At 43.6% G+C, this 13122-nt stretch carries 13 protein-coding genes and 1 other annotated feature; of the genes, 2 read left to right on the top strand and 11 right to left on the bottom strand.

The genetic code is table 11. The annotated features are described in order from the left end of the window. Window positions 1–71: 71 nt before the first annotated feature. The 8 genes from rpsA to ASD24_RS14100 all read right to left on the bottom strand — a co-directional run bounded on the left by rpsA (window position 72) and on the right by ASD24_RS14100 (window position 7559). Entirely contained in the window at window positions 72–1286 is a 1215-nt protein-coding gene (rpsA, locus tag ASD24_RS14140) for a 30S ribosomal protein S1 (RefSeq protein ID WP_056696682.1), read from the bottom strand. 142 nt (window positions 1287–1428) lie between these two features. Beyond that, window positions 1429–2016, bottom strand: a complete 588-nt coding sequence (locus ASD24_RS14135; RefSeq protein ID WP_056696680.1) for a lysophospholipid acyltransferase family protein — start codon at window positions 2014–2016, stop codon at window positions 1429–1431. Next, window positions 2013–2717 carry a (d)CMP kinase gene (gene cmk / locus ASD24_RS14130; protein ID WP_056696678.1) on the bottom strand — a complete coding sequence of 235 codons (705 nt, stop codon included), beginning with the start codon at window positions 2715–2717 and terminating at the stop codon, window positions 2013–2015. The genes ASD24_RS14135 and cmk overlap by 4 nt, the downstream gene beginning before the upstream one ends. A 394-nt stretch (window positions 2718–3111) precedes the next feature. After that, the gene (locus ASD24_RS14120) at window positions 3112–3765 is read right to left on the bottom strand and encodes a flagellar brake protein (RefSeq protein WP_056696675.1); all 654 of its coding nucleotides are present in this window, start codon (window positions 3763–3765) and stop codon (window positions 3112–3114) included. Between the two features lie 154 nt (window positions 3766–3919). Continuing rightward, complete coding sequence (ypeB, locus tag ASD24_RS14115; RefSeq protein ID WP_056696673.1) at window positions 3920–5266, bottom strand: germination protein YpeB; 1347 nt, start codon at window positions 5264–5266, stop codon at window positions 3920–3922. A gap of 397 nt (window positions 5267–5663) precedes the next feature. After that, the gene (gene prsW, locus ASD24_RS14110; RefSeq protein WP_056696672.1) at window positions 5664–6359 is read right to left on the bottom strand and encodes a glutamic-type intramembrane protease PrsW; all 696 of its coding nucleotides are present in this window, start codon (window positions 6357–6359) and stop codon (window positions 5664–5666) included. A gap of 43 nt (window positions 6360–6402) precedes the next feature. Further along, window positions 6403–7017: a genetic competence negative regulator gene (locus tag ASD24_RS14105; protein ID WP_056696670.1), complete on the bottom strand. Its 615-nt coding sequence runs from the start codon at window positions 7015–7017 to the stop codon at window positions 6403–6405. 188 nt (window positions 7018–7205) lie between these two features. Then, window positions 7206–7559, bottom strand: coding sequence for a hypothetical protein (locus ASD24_RS14100; protein ID WP_056696669.1), 354 nt, complete (start codon window positions 7557–7559; stop codon window positions 7206–7208). 95 nt (window positions 7560–7654) lie between these two features. On the opposite strand from ASD24_RS14100, the gene ASD24_RS14095 reads away from it, so the two are divergent. Further along, window positions 7655–8563, top strand: a complete 909-nt coding sequence (locus ASD24_RS14095) for a polysaccharide deacetylase family protein (protein ID WP_056696972.1) — start codon at window positions 7655–7657, stop codon at window positions 8561–8563. A 73-nt stretch (window positions 8564–8636) separates the two neighbouring features. Here the strand turns inward: ASD24_RS14095 and ASD24_RS14090 are convergent, their stop codons facing one another. Then, entirely contained in the window at window positions 8637–9092 is a 456-nt protein-coding gene (locus ASD24_RS14090; protein ID WP_056696667.1) for a hypothetical protein, read from the bottom strand. Next, window positions 9089–9682: a CPBP family intramembrane glutamic endopeptidase gene (locus ASD24_RS14085; protein WP_056696666.1), complete on the bottom strand. Its 594-nt coding sequence runs from the start codon at window positions 9680–9682 to the stop codon at window positions 9089–9091. The genes ASD24_RS14090 and ASD24_RS14085 overlap by 4 nt, the downstream gene beginning before the upstream one ends. A 343-nt stretch (window positions 9683–10025) precedes the next feature. Beyond that, window positions 10026–10257: a binding site (T-box leader), on the top strand. Window positions 10258–10456: 199 nt separating this feature from the next. Between ASD24_RS14085 and serA the strand changes: the two genes are divergently transcribed. Then, window positions 10457–12049 (top strand): phosphoglycerate dehydrogenase, encoded by a 1593-nt coding sequence (gene serA, locus ASD24_RS14080; RefSeq protein WP_056696662.1) that lies wholly within the window; start codon window positions 10457–10459, stop codon window positions 12047–12049. A 102-nt stretch (window positions 12050–12151) separates the two neighbouring features. Here the strand turns inward: serA and ASD24_RS30305 are convergent. Further along, window positions 12152–13122, bottom strand: a 971-nt coding sequence (locus tag ASD24_RS30305) for a BclA C-terminal domain-containing protein (protein WP_056696659.1), incomplete at its 5' end; no start/stop codon positions are given.

Below are 13122 nucleotides of genomic sequence, written 5' to 3'. Positions count from 1 at the left end.
GGGCTCGCCGATCTTGCTTTTATTGTTCAGCAAAATATGCAGTATATAACTAAGAACCATGCACAGATAACTTATTTGAATTTGCTGAGTTTGTCTCCAAACAGTTCGCCTAGCGTAGTGCTCATACCTTGATTGCTCAAGGAAACGTTAGGGTTGTTGATTTCTTCACGTGGAGCATTGTTTCTAGCAGGTCTTTCTGTTTTAGGTGCTTGGGCTGGAGCTTCTTCTGTTTCTTTGATGCTCAAGCTTACACGTTGTTCAGAAGGGTTCATGTCCAAGATTTTAACTTGAACTTCTTGACCTTCTTTCAACACTTCATGTGGAGTGCCGATGTGTTTGTGGGAGATTTGTGAGATGTGCACAAGTCCCTCAACGCCAGGAGCGATTTCAACGAATGCACCGAAGTCAACCAGACGTTTTACAACACCTGTTACGATATCGCTAGCATTGAATTTGTCGCCAGCTGTTTCCCAAGGACCTGGTTGAACAGCTTTCATGCTCAGGCTGATTTTACCTTTTTCAGGATCAACTTTGAGCACTTTCACGTTAACTTTGTCACCTTCGGACAGAATGTCAGATGGTTTTTCAACGTGAGTCCAAGCAAGCTCGGATACGTGAACCAAGCCATCAACTCCGCCTACATCAACAAATGCACCGAATTGTGTCAAGCGTTGAACTGTACCTTCGATAACTTGACCTTCTTGCAAACCAGCCATAACTTCGACTTTGTTTGCTTCGAATTCTTGCTCCAATACGTCTTTTTGGGAAAGGATCACTTTATTGTTCTCACGGTCGATCTCTTTCACTTTAACACGCAGTGTGCGGCCTTTGTAGTCGCTGAAGTCTTCAACGAAATGGCGCTCAACCATGGATGCTGGAATGAATCCACGCACGCCCACGTCTGCAACCAAACCGCCTTTAACTACATCAGCTACAACAACTTCGAATACGTCTTGGTCTTCAAAATGCTTTTGCAATTGATCCCAAGCGTTTTCGCTGTCGATTGCACGCTTAGACAGAACGAGTTTTTCTTTCTCGTCGTCAATAGTGAGGACTTTTGCCTCAACTTCTTGCCCAACTTCAACTGCATCAGACGCGCTGTCTACATGCAAAGAGGACAATTCACGAATTGGAATAACACCGTCATATTTATATCCAATGCTTACATAAGCTTGGTTATCTTCCAATTTGACGATGGTTCCTTTTACGGTATCTCCCTTTTTCAAGGAAACGAATTGATCCAACTCATCTTGGGTTGCTTCTTGATTTTTAATTTCTTCCGACATGTCAAATACCCTCCTCAATTCAAAAACCCCATTATATTCAAACCTGCCTATAGCAGAGTTCAAAACACTTTCAGTACTAGATGCTTCTATAGCTTCCCACAGGTAAAATGGAAACATACACCCAGCAATTCAGGTCATAACCTTATTTACTCGGTACGCCTGTTTTAACCATTTCATTGATTTTGGACATGATTTTCTCAGTTGCTCTTTCGAGTGCATCACCCGAAGGGTCTTCCTTGAACTCGTCCAAATTCACAGGTGCACCATACACCACTTTCATCTTACGAAAAAGCTTGTAGTTGCCGATAATAGCAGTAGGGATTACAGTAGCACCACTTCGAAGAGCAAAGCTCGCTGCACCTTTTTTACCAATTCCACCATCATTGTGGCGACTTCCCGAAGGGAAAATCCCTAGCACTTCACCACCACGCAAAATATTGAGTGAGGTTTTGATGGATTCCTTGCTTACGCCTCCCCGCTTAACAGGAAAGGCTCCTACAGCCTTGATAATACGGCCGAAGACGGGAACATCAAACAATTCGCTTTTGGCCATGAAACGAACCTGACGACGAATCTTAATTCCCACCGTTGGCGGATCAAAATTACTGATATGATTAGAACATAAAAGTACGCCGCCTTCATTCGGGATATTCTCCCGACCAACTGCTTCAAGACGGAAAAGAATGGTGTAGATGATCCGCAGTAAAGTGCTGCAAAATGTGTAAATCATAGACCGATCTCTCCTCTGACCATTGTGCAATAAGATACGATTTTGTCAACCACTTCATGGATGCTCATCTCAGTTGTGTCAAGAACAGTGGCGTCCTCTGCACACCGAAGTGGGGAAATCTCCCTCTCTTCATCCAATTTGTCACGGGTGGCAATGTCTCGCTCTAGTTGCTCCAACGTCAGTCCTTCAGAGGGATCCAGTTCTTTGAAGCGGCGAAGTGCACGCTCTTCCACACTGGCAGTCATGAAGATTTTCACTTCCGCATCGGGCAGTACTGTCGTTCCGATATCGCGTCCATCCATAACGACGCCCTTGCGCAAAGCCATTTGCCGCTGAGTATCCACTAATTGTGTACGCAGCCCCTCGATTTGCGCATATCGTGACACGATTCCCGTTACTTCACGGGAGCGGATTTCCGAGGTTACATCTTCCCCATTACAGAACACTTTCTGTCCGTCGGGATCCGGTTGTAATTCAATGACCAGCTTCTGGGCTTCCTGAAGCACCTCTGTGACATGCTCCGGCTTTATTTCATTCCGAATCATGTGAAGAGTTACCGCACGGTACATCGCGCCAGTGTCAACGTAAATGTACGCGAGCGCCTCTGCAACTAATCGAGCCACCGTGCTTTTCCCGGCACCGGCAGGACCGTCAATTGCGACGTTCATTTTCCCGTTCTCTGATGTGTTCTGGCTTGCCAACGGGGCATTCCTCCTCAAACGTTAAGCCTCAATAAAAAAACAGGCATTGCCTGCATCGTGAAAATTATACCACACTATAAAGAGGGATGCAAAAACAGGCAAATCAATAATTTTGTTGCCATGTCGAGATTTGGTTCTGAATCGGCGTTCCTTCCATGTGATCGATTATCGTCATTTTATTTCTCAAATACGGAATTTGCAGAAGCAATTGATATAAGATTAGCAGCAAACAAAGAACCGCAATCAGTTTGAGAAATCGTTTTTCCATACGATGAGACCACACATAATAGAGGCGTTCGTATCGAAGAGAATTCCGGTGGTTATCCATAACGCGCTCCTTTGTTTTTCCATTACGTTACCCACCGCAATCCGTATTTATCCAACATTACAACTATTATTTGGTGCGATAATCGAGTTGGCGCTCGAAACAAAATTTAATGATTTTCTGCCGCTCAGAATCCGTGATTTGCACAAACTTCAGCATACAGAGCTGTCTGCCTGTCTCTAATTCTTTGATTCGCACAACCTCTGCCTCAAAAGCGACATGTTCGATTGCAGAGTTGCGATAAGGAACGAGTAACCAACAATTCAACTTTTGTCCTTCAACCAGCGAGAAATTAGGTTCCCCGTAGATAGATAAACCCCCACCACCAATATCCTCAGTCAGAGCTACTGCTCTCGTCAGATCCTCAATTTGAATAGCTAATTCAAGATTTGCGTGAACACGTAAGAAGCTTCGGCGCTGAATTTTGGAAATTTCATCTGGTAACGGTTTGCGAATACGAACAAGTCGAACGATATCTTCTTCAAAACCAGTAACATACGTATTAAAATAATGCCGGACGCCATCTTCAGTAATATAATAAATCGATAATTCCTCACCAAAAAAGAGTCTTTTCAGTCTGCTGCTTCCTTGCTGCATCGGAACTTCAATCAGAAAACTGTCATCTTCCACATCAGCAATACGGGATTTGTATTCTTTGATCGCTTCTTTTTCATCTGCTGAGGCTATTTGAATGAATAAGATTTCGTTTATTTTGGGATACACGATTGCTCACCGTCACTTTATGTATTGTCTTCATATGTACAAGGACCATTATACCATGACCTTTATCATAGTGAATAACAAAATAAAAGAACAGACCGTCTTGCGATCTGTCCTTTTATTACTAAAAATTAGGTGAGGCTCTTAAGTGAATATCCTACGAAGTCGCATTCACCGGTTTAATTTCCTCAACAGCTTCTTCCATGCCTGTGTCCGCATTAATGTAGATTCGGTATCGGGTTCCATTGATCCGTCCACCGAATTCGTAACACAGCACTTCCTTACTGAATTCATTCTCAATAAGTGATTTACGGACATAACTCTCTTCAAAATCAGGATTCAATTTCTTCCGAGCTTGCTCAGCTGTAAGACGCGCTTTTGGAATGTTGCGTTGATCTTTATGTTCGTTGACAAAGTCACTTGCTTGAAAACCCGTTACTTCACCTGTATCCAAGCCAGCACGAACAGAAATTTTCTCAGGATAAATCAAGGTATCGCCTTGCTTGCGCACATAGGTCAGGTTAGCCAAGTTCCCATACTCATCGTAATTGACAGCTTTCATATCTTTATACCCTTTGTCGGACAAAAATTGATCCGCTTTAGCCATAACCTCATTACGTGAAACTTTCTTTGTTCCAATCTGACGTGTGTCGCTATACGAGATCAGCATTCCACCATTACGTGTGAAATCCATCATGAGTTTACTGTCTTTCGCCTGTCCGACAGACGCAGTAAATGATTCCCATTCTGTACCCTTGCCATTCTCTTGTACTTGGATATTATCCACCGATTGATTGGAGAATTTAGCAGCTTTATTCTGAATCTGTTCTTTGGTCATTGGAATACCATCTAGTTTCTTCACTGTTCGTTTGGTGTACATACTAGATACCGACGGCCCCCAGTCCAATTCAGGGTACTGTTGTACCTTTTGGTTAACAGACCGGAATCCATCTACAATCGTATTGTCATTGACTTTACCTTGGGCTGCCATAGCTGTTTCTGCATCCATCCACCGCAGACGATCCGATAGAACTTTTTGCTGCACTTCTTTTAAGTTCTTCGTAATCTCAGATGAATTTTGGTACAGCTGCTTCAGGTTGCCCAGTTCTTTTTGACTCAAAGGTTCATTCGTTAGATCTCGCATCGATGCCTTATAGGCAAAGTTAGAGATTCGCGAAAGAAAATCATCAGTTTCATGGAAAGGCAGCATGGTCAAGGGCAACTGACTAATCTCATTTTGAGCCTCACTGGTAAGTCGCCACACGTTCATCAGACCTTTACGATGCATTCCAAGTGAGCTTGTGTGAACAGCAAGGGTATTACCAATCTCGGAATGCAACTTATCCATATGAAAAGATAGATCGTGAAAAGCACGTTGATATTGATTCTCCGCTTTAATTAGAATCGCGTTTTTCTCCTGGTTCTCTTGGTAACCCCAAACGAGAGCACCGATCAACAGGACTGCGACGATCGGAAACATGACTGAACTTAAACGTTTATACATCGGAAGTCTCCTTTCTTCTGAACCGCTATCTATATTGTGGATCGAAGAAAGACCTCTTATGCATCGAATTTCCAGTTCAGTCACATGCCCTAGTAATCACACTCATCTAATTTAATTGTACCCATGAGGCTCTTCCTTCTTCTTCAATCTCAAATTGATCCCGATTATCGCAGAGACATTGCTTAAATCCCGTTTCAATCCGTCCTCTTTCTTTCTTCCCCCTCAACGTAAAACGCTCCCCACACTGCTTGCATCTAATTTTAATTTTAATCCGCATAATAAGCTTAATCCCCGTTTCTGTTAGAATTCCCCGGAGATCTTCTATTCTTCATACAAAAAAACACACCGGGGCATTGTGCGCAGCATGCGCTTCATGTCCACCAGTGTGTCCGTATTTCTATAATTTAACCTCTTCCTCTCGCTTCACAAAACGAAATGGAGAACGATTATTGGCTCGTGTAATTTTGCCGATTGCACCATACCACAATCCCGCCATGAGCGGAGCAATAAACCATAGCCAATGATTAACCATCGTGTTCATAATCACATCGTAGAGTGCATGCCAGAAAAACGGTAAGATCAAGGATAACATTAGATACCAACGCTTTTTCTTACCATCGGTAAACTTAGCCCGCCCCATATAGTATCCCATAATCACTGCAAACATCGCATGACCTGAAACAGGGAGCAGTGCACGGAGAAACATCGCTGAGACTGAGGCATTCCCCGCAAAGGCATACAACACATTCTCAACAGTTGCGAATCCGAGCGATACCGCTACTGAATACAATATCCCGTCATAAGGTTCATCAAATTCGGTGTGATTATAAATGATGTGATATATCACAAACCATTTGATAAATTCTTCAACACCACCAGAGATTACGATGGATTCAAGATAAGGATTGTCTCCGAGCCAAATCGTCATGCCACGTTGAATGATCATGATAGGTAACACCATCAAGACACCCATCACGAACACTCTCAATACCATGTGAAGTGGCTCAGAATCATAACGGTCTTTCAGATAAAAGTATGTTAACAAGGCGAGACCCGGAGCTACTGCTGCCGCTAATACCGAGAACAAAAGCACCGAAAATTCCCTCCTCTGACTAAGACGCGATTACAATGATGAACTAATCTTGACGTTTGAAATGTGTACAGATAACCTCAATGGCTTGTTCAGGAATGATCACTTTCCCGTACTCTTCCATCACTGCCGGTGTAACGGATGATCCCTCACCAAATTCAGCGAGCAATGCGATCAATGCTGCATGTTTGGTGGAATCAACATCATCGGGCTCCAAGTGTAGGAACCATTTGTTTTTATATGAATACAGTGTTCCGGCGTTAGTGACATGTTGACGCAGCATATGCGCTGCTTCAATGAGCACCTCGAAATCTTTGAAGGCGTAAACGATGGTATCACTTTGTTCAAGCGTAACTTCCATCTCATATACTTCCTCAGGAAGATCATCCTCGTTGCCTGAGCCATATTGTTGCGGATCATATTTCCCACGGGTAACAATGACAACCATACCTTGAGCGGGAAGTGCGAATACTTCGACAGCAAGTGGACCTGTGGCATCAAACCCAAGTTCGGAATAAGCCTGATCCATCATTTCAGTGAACAGTTCATGAACTTTAGGTATCTCCTGCCACATATCTTCTTTTTGTATTCCGCGCTCGCTCAGATCGTCAAAGGTCAGGAAAATCCGTATCTTATCGTGACTTAATCGTTCTATTTTCATACAGGATCTCCCCTTTATAAGCAAGTCTTATAACAGATTATGAAGCACAAAACAATATGTGCTGAAAATAAATCTATGTAGTTATGTTATCATTTTATACCTGTAAATGCACGAAGTAAAATCGACAAAAAAAAGAATCAATCCACAGTAAATAAAGACTGTGGTTGATTCTAAACAGAAGTTTTGGTTTATAAACCCGGTACAGTTGTGTGTGTTTGACTCAAAATTTGCTCAACTTCATTTTTCACTTCTGGGTTAGAACGAATAAAATCCTTGAGCATTTTCATATTTTCTTCTTTTTCTTGCGGCGTAACTGGTCTTGCTTCTTTCTTTAATGGGCTCTTATGGTTGTCACTATGTGCATTCGGTTTAACATTAAATCCGTCCATGCCTGGAAATGTCATTTCCATCATTTTATGCTTAGCCTGATCCATCATGTTACGTGACGAACCAGAAGACAGCATGGGTACTTTGCCTCTGGCGATCCATGAGCTTGCAGCAACGCCAATGACGATACCCCAGAAAAAGGATGAAGCCTTCATTACACCAACCTCCTCTAAATGTTAAAATCATAACTATTGTTTGCTGGATGACAGCATCTCATTCCGCATAAATACAGGAAAGTGAGTTGTTACTGATGTTTAGACTTACCGCGACATGCTTAATCGCCACTTGCTTGCTTCTGACAGCTTGTGGCAACGAAACCGAAACGGTTGTTCAAAATCCTAAGGATACGTCTAGCCCAACCGTTGATACGACTGCCAACTCCAATGAAACCGAAGATACAGATCAAGTTAACAATCCTGATAAGTCTAAACCTTCGGAGGCTTCTTCTTCGCAAACTGCCCGTGAAGAAAATTCTGATACCATGCAGAATGCTGACGCAGAATCGACACAAGCAGAAATCCCAAAAATGTATCATATGAATGAAAATTATTTTATTAAGCCCAATGACGATTCTGTAGAGAAAAAAGTGGTCTTGTTGACATTTGACGACGGCCCTAAAGAAGAAGACATGATTAACCAATTAATCGACACGTTGGATAAACATGATGCAAAAGCAATTTTCTTCGTTAATGGTTATCGAGTCCAAAACAATCCGGACTTACTCAAGCTCATCCATGAACGAGGTCAAATCATAGGTAATCACGCATGGGATCATGAAGATCTCAAAAAAATGTCCAATGCCGATGCTGTGAGGCAGGTGGAATCCGTACAAGATATCGTTAAAGAAACGATTGGCATAACGCCTCAATTTTTCCGTCCACCCTTTGGTTCTGGGAATGATGCACTCAAAGCGGTTGTCGATAAAAACGACATGCTCTACATGACTTGGTCTAACGGATCACTTGATTGGGATAAAAGCGCGAAGGATCGACCGGATAAAGTGATTCAAAATGTGCTAGATCAACTGAACCCTGGGAGCAACATATTAATGCATGAGCTGCCATGGACGGTTGAAGCTTTAGATGAGCTACTCATAAAACTCAAAGAGAAAGGATACTCCTTTGTAGATCCTCGCTCCATCGAACTGAAAGTACGTTAAATAACAAAAAAAGCAAAAAACAGCCTAACTAAAGGCTGTTTTTTTGCTTTTTCTTCATTTCAGACGATGCCTACTACCCCGGCCAAGGTAAGAACGTATGCAGAGGCGGTGCTCCTTTTACTCCCCACCACACTAAACTAGCCGTGAGAAGAACGAAAAGAAGGATAAGCGAATTAACAAAACGTTTGCTTAACCGCAAACGGCGAGAAGGATGAAGCTCCGTACGCGTAGGAAGTGAACCTGCTTCAGATACGCTTTCTTCTTCATTCTGCTTCTGAGATGTTTTGGAGCGTGCTGGGGCACGGCTTGGAAGTACCGGGCTCTCCAGTGATGCTGATAGGGGTTTGCGTTTGGATCTAGGTATGGAGATAGCAGTAATCGGCGCTGCTCCCCCTTGGTCAACGGCTACGGCCGTTTCAGCAAACATGCTCACTTCTGGCGTCAAAGTAGGCTCGGATTTCTCTTTTTGTTCCAAGTTCCGATGACGCTGACTTCCGTATGTTTTCATTCTACTCAATTGCTGGTTCATGATTCCCTCCGAAAACGTATCGCTAATCCGGACACCAAATCAATTATAAAGTGACATAGTATAGGCGCCCACAATGTGCCGGATTGCAAGTATATCCAACCCAATCCATAGCTTGAAACAAACACCCACCCTGTTGGAATCCAATGCCGTAAGTAACGTATGTGGATCACTGCAAATAAAATACTTGTCCAGTAAGGGCCGATTGCATGTTGTATCGCTCCACGAAATAACAATTCTTCGCAAATCGCGACAACGGCTGCAATACATACAATGTGCCAAATAGGTCGATTCTTGAACAACATCTCATTAATGCCGCCATCATCCATGCTTTCCTGAGGAATGACATAAGACAAAATCAGATCCATAACAAGCATAGTCACTGCAAGACCAAGTCCCCACCAAATAAAATGAAGATTGTCAGGCAATGCAAGCACATCAAGCAAATTTCTCTTCTGCAATAAAATCCACACAACGCCAATAATTAAAGTCAAACCTTGTGTAAAGTATAAATTGATCAGAAGTAAGCGCTCGGTAAGTTGTTGGGGTTCAGCCTTCTGAATCTTAAACTTGGGAAACTTCCATTTTTTCATTGACTGTGTCTATCCTCTTGACTTAAATTTGATGGATGAAAAAACCGATCCCATAGGATCGTATACTAAATGATAGCCAAAAAATCAAATTGGTTCAAGACCTGCCCCAAGTCCCGGTTTAAGAAGCCTATAAACTCATATAAGCTCAAAAGCGAATTTTGAAAACTTATTTCACAAAACAATTAGTAAATAAGCTAAATATATGCCGTAGATAACCACATTCATAAAAAATCATTCGTGTTTTCCATGATAGGCAAACTGTATCTACACTTTCAAACTAAAACATTTATGCCTATTGACACGGTCATGTTAGCCATGATACATTATGAAAAAATTAGTCACGTTAAACACGATGATGGAAAAAAGATGTTGCTGTGTCTTTCAGAGAGCCGATGGTTGGTGAGAATCGGTGGCTGGCAAATGATCTTGAGCGTTCCTGAGTTATTGCATTGAACATTGGAGTAGGTGCAATCGGTTTAGACCCGTTATCCTCTTCGGTCTTCATTGACCGCTAAGACTGTCGTTGCGAAACGGCGGTGAATTAGGGTGGTACCACGACAACTCTCGTCCCTTATTGCGCAAGCAGTATGTGGATTGAGAGTTTTTTGATTATTTTAGAAATATAGACGTGGAATTCACCCTATTGTTACACCTTTCCCCTCTGTTACGACACCGCGTTGTTGGAGGGAAGGATTAAACTGGTTTTAAGGAAATCCTCTTCGATGGGGAGTAGCCTTAACGATATAGATACACATACCTAAGGAGGAAGAAACCATGTACAAAGTGTTAGTGTCGGATCCGATTAGTGATCTGGGAATTCAGCAATTGGTGGATGCAAATGATGTGGTTGTTGAAAAGAAAACCGGTCTTAGTGAAGATGAACTTGTTGCCATTATTGGCGAATATGATGCCCTACTCGTTCGAAGCCAGACACGTGTTACCGATCGTATTATGACTGCAGGTACCAACCTTAAGGTTATTGGCCGCGCAGGCGTCGGTGTAGACAACATTGATCTGGAAGCTGCTACACAACGCGGTATTATTGTAATTAACGCACCTGACGGTAACACGATCACCACATGTGAGCATACATTTGCAATGATGATGGCGCTCGCGCGTCATATTCCTCAAGCTTATGCCAAAACCATTCAAGGTACATGGGATCGCAAAACTTTCTTAGGTGTGGAATTACGGAATAAAACATTGGGTGTCCTTGGTATGGGAAGAATCGGTAGCGAGGTAGCCAAGCGTGCCAAAGCATTTGGTATGGATATTCTTGCTTATGACCCATTCCTTACACAAGAGCGTGCAGAGAAGCTTCAAGTTAAGTTAGCTAGCGTTGATGATATCATTCGCAATGCAGACTTTATGACTGTTCACACGCCGTTAACGCCTGAGACTCGTCATATGATCTCGCGTCCTCAATTCGAAGTTATGAAAAAAGGTATGCGCATTGTGAACTGTGCCCGCGGTGGTGTTGTTGATGAAATGGCTCTCGTGGAAGCTATTGATGAAGGTATCGTTGCTGGTGCTGCCTTTGACGTATTCGAAAGCGAGCCGCCAGCAGCGGATCATCCATTCCTAAATCATCCGAGCATTATCGTGACACCACATTTGGGTGCATCTACTGTTGAAGCACAAGAGAATGTAGCGATCGACGTTTCGGAACAAGTGCTTCACATTTTGCGTAACGAACCGTTCAAAAATGCAGTGAACATGCCTGCGGTAGCTCCTACGGTTATGAACAAATTGCAGCCTTACTTTAAACTTGGCGAGACACTGGGTAGTTTTGCAGCTCAAATCACTCAAAATGCGGTTCAAGAGATCCGAATTGATTATGCGGGTGATCTGTCAGAGGTCGATACTCAACCATTAACTCGCTACATCGTAAAAGGCATCCTTGCTAGACATCTGGGCGGAGAAGCTAACATCGTTAACTCCATGCATTTGGCCAAAACAAGAGATCTGAACGTTGTAGTTAGCCAAACATCTACGACAAAAGGATTCACGAACTTGATCACCGTTACTCTGGTGACAACACAGGAAGCTGAAGAACGCCGCGTAGCAGGTACACTTCTTGCAGGTTACGGTGAGCGAATTGTACGTCTGGATAAATTCCCAGTGGATATCGCTCCAGAGAGCCACCAAATCCTCATTTCTCACAATGATAAACCGGGAATTATCGGACGTGTGGGAACCTTGCTTGGTCAAAATGACGTCAACATCGCATCCATGCAAGTAGGACGTAAAATTATCGGTGGAGCAGCTATCATGATTCTTACTGTCGATAAAGAAGTTCCAAAAGATGTCCTTGTTCAACTCACGGCTCTTCCAGAATTAAATACCGCGGTTGAGATCGTTCTGTAAATACGGGATGATAATGATCGGATTATTAAGAGACGAACCTTCGCAGGTTCGCCTCTTTTTTTTGCATCTGAAATTGCTAGCGACTAAAATGCTTCTTAATAATTAACTTAATCGAATAATATTCAGCGTAGCACCTGGCGGTGAAAGAACTGCTGTTGCGGCAATACCGAATAATTGGAGCTGAATCGTTGATCCTGCTGTCACTGTAACTATAAAGTCTGTACCTAACTGGCTCAGAGAAAGCAAAGGTGATATAACACTTGCAGGAATAGCAGTTCCGTTGAGTACTATACGTGTTTGAACAGCAAGGGCAGCTGTGAGGTTGACTTTGTAACTGATATAGTAACGACCTGCAGTGGCTAGTGTGAATGTCTCACTTCCACCGCTGACAGTTATCCCTGTTCCTATATTTTGGTTCGTAGGAAGGGGTACCGCTGTTCCCCCTAAGAGAACAAGAATCGTTCCATTGGAATTTTCTGCAAACGCTGATGTTTCAGTGACGGAGGTACCCGTAACACCTGTGATTCCTGTTGCGCCGGTGGCTCCGGTTACACCTGTTGCTCCTGTAGCCCCTGTTACTCCTACGCCTGTGGCTCCCGTTACTCCAGTCACTCCGGTTGCACCTGTTACTCCTACGCCTGTAGCCCCGGTAACACCAGTCACTCCGGTTGCACCTGTTACTCCTACGCCTGTGGCTCCCGTAACACCAGTCGCTCCGGTTGTGCCTGTTACTCCTACGCCTGTAGCCCCGGTAACACCAGTCGCTCCTGTTGTACCTGTTACTCCTACGCCTGTGGCTCCCGTAACACCAGTCACTCCGGTTGTACCTGTTACTCCTACGCCTGTGGCTCCCGTAACACCAGTTGCTCCWGTTTCTCCTGTTACTCCTACGCCTGTAGCCCCGGTGAAACCGGTCACTCCAGTTGCGCCTGTTACTCCTACGCCTGTGGCTCCYGTAACWCCAGTYGCTCCTGTTTCTCCTGTTACTCCTACGCCTGTGGCTCCCGTAACACCAGTTGCTCCTGTTTCTCCTGTTACTCCTACGCCTGTGGCTCCCGTAACACCAGTTGCTC

The sequence above is a fragment of the Paenibacillus sp. Root52 genome (assembly GCF_001426865.1).
Taxonomy (GTDB): Bacteria; Bacillota; Bacilli; order Paenibacillales; family Paenibacillaceae; genus Paenibacillus.
Note: the sequence above shows the minus strand (reverse complement) of the source record. Positions and strands in the feature narration are given on the sequence as shown.

Bases quoted from the DNA above. Each gene is read 5' to 3' on its own strand.
- ASD24_RS14095 (WP_056696972.1), top strand. From the start codon at position 7,655: ATGTTTAGACTTACCGCGACATGCTTAATCGCCACTTGCTTGCTTCTG.
- ASD24_RS14085 (WP_056696666.1), bottom strand. From the start codon at position 9,682: ATGAAAAAATGGAAGTTTCCCAAGTTTAAGATTCAGAAGGCTGAACCC.
- rpsA (WP_056696682.1), bottom strand. From the start codon at position 1,286: ATGTCGGAAGAAATTAAAAATCAAGAAGCAACCCAAGATGAGTTGGAT.
- ASD24_RS14090 (WP_056696667.1), bottom strand. From the start codon at position 9,092: ATGAACCAGCAATTGAGTAGAATGAAAACATACGGAAGTCAGCGTCAT.
- ASD24_RS14100 (WP_056696669.1), bottom strand. From the start codon at position 7,559: ATGAAGGCTTCATCCTTTTTCTGGGGTATCGTCATTGGCGTTGCTGCA.
- ASD24_RS14135 (WP_056696680.1), bottom strand. From the start codon at position 2,016: ATGATTTACACATTTTGCAGCACTTTACTGCGGATCATCTACACCATT.
- ypeB (WP_056696673.1), bottom strand. From the start codon at position 5,266: ATGTATAAACGTTTAAGTTCAGTCATGTTTCCGATCGTCGCAGTCCTG.
- serA (WP_056696662.1), top strand. From the start codon at position 10,457: ATGTACAAAGTGTTAGTGTCGGATCCGATTAGTGATCTGGGAATTCAG.
- ASD24_RS14105 (WP_056696670.1), bottom strand. From the start codon at position 7,017: ATGAAAATAGAACGATTAAGTCACGATAAGATACGGATTTTCCTGACC.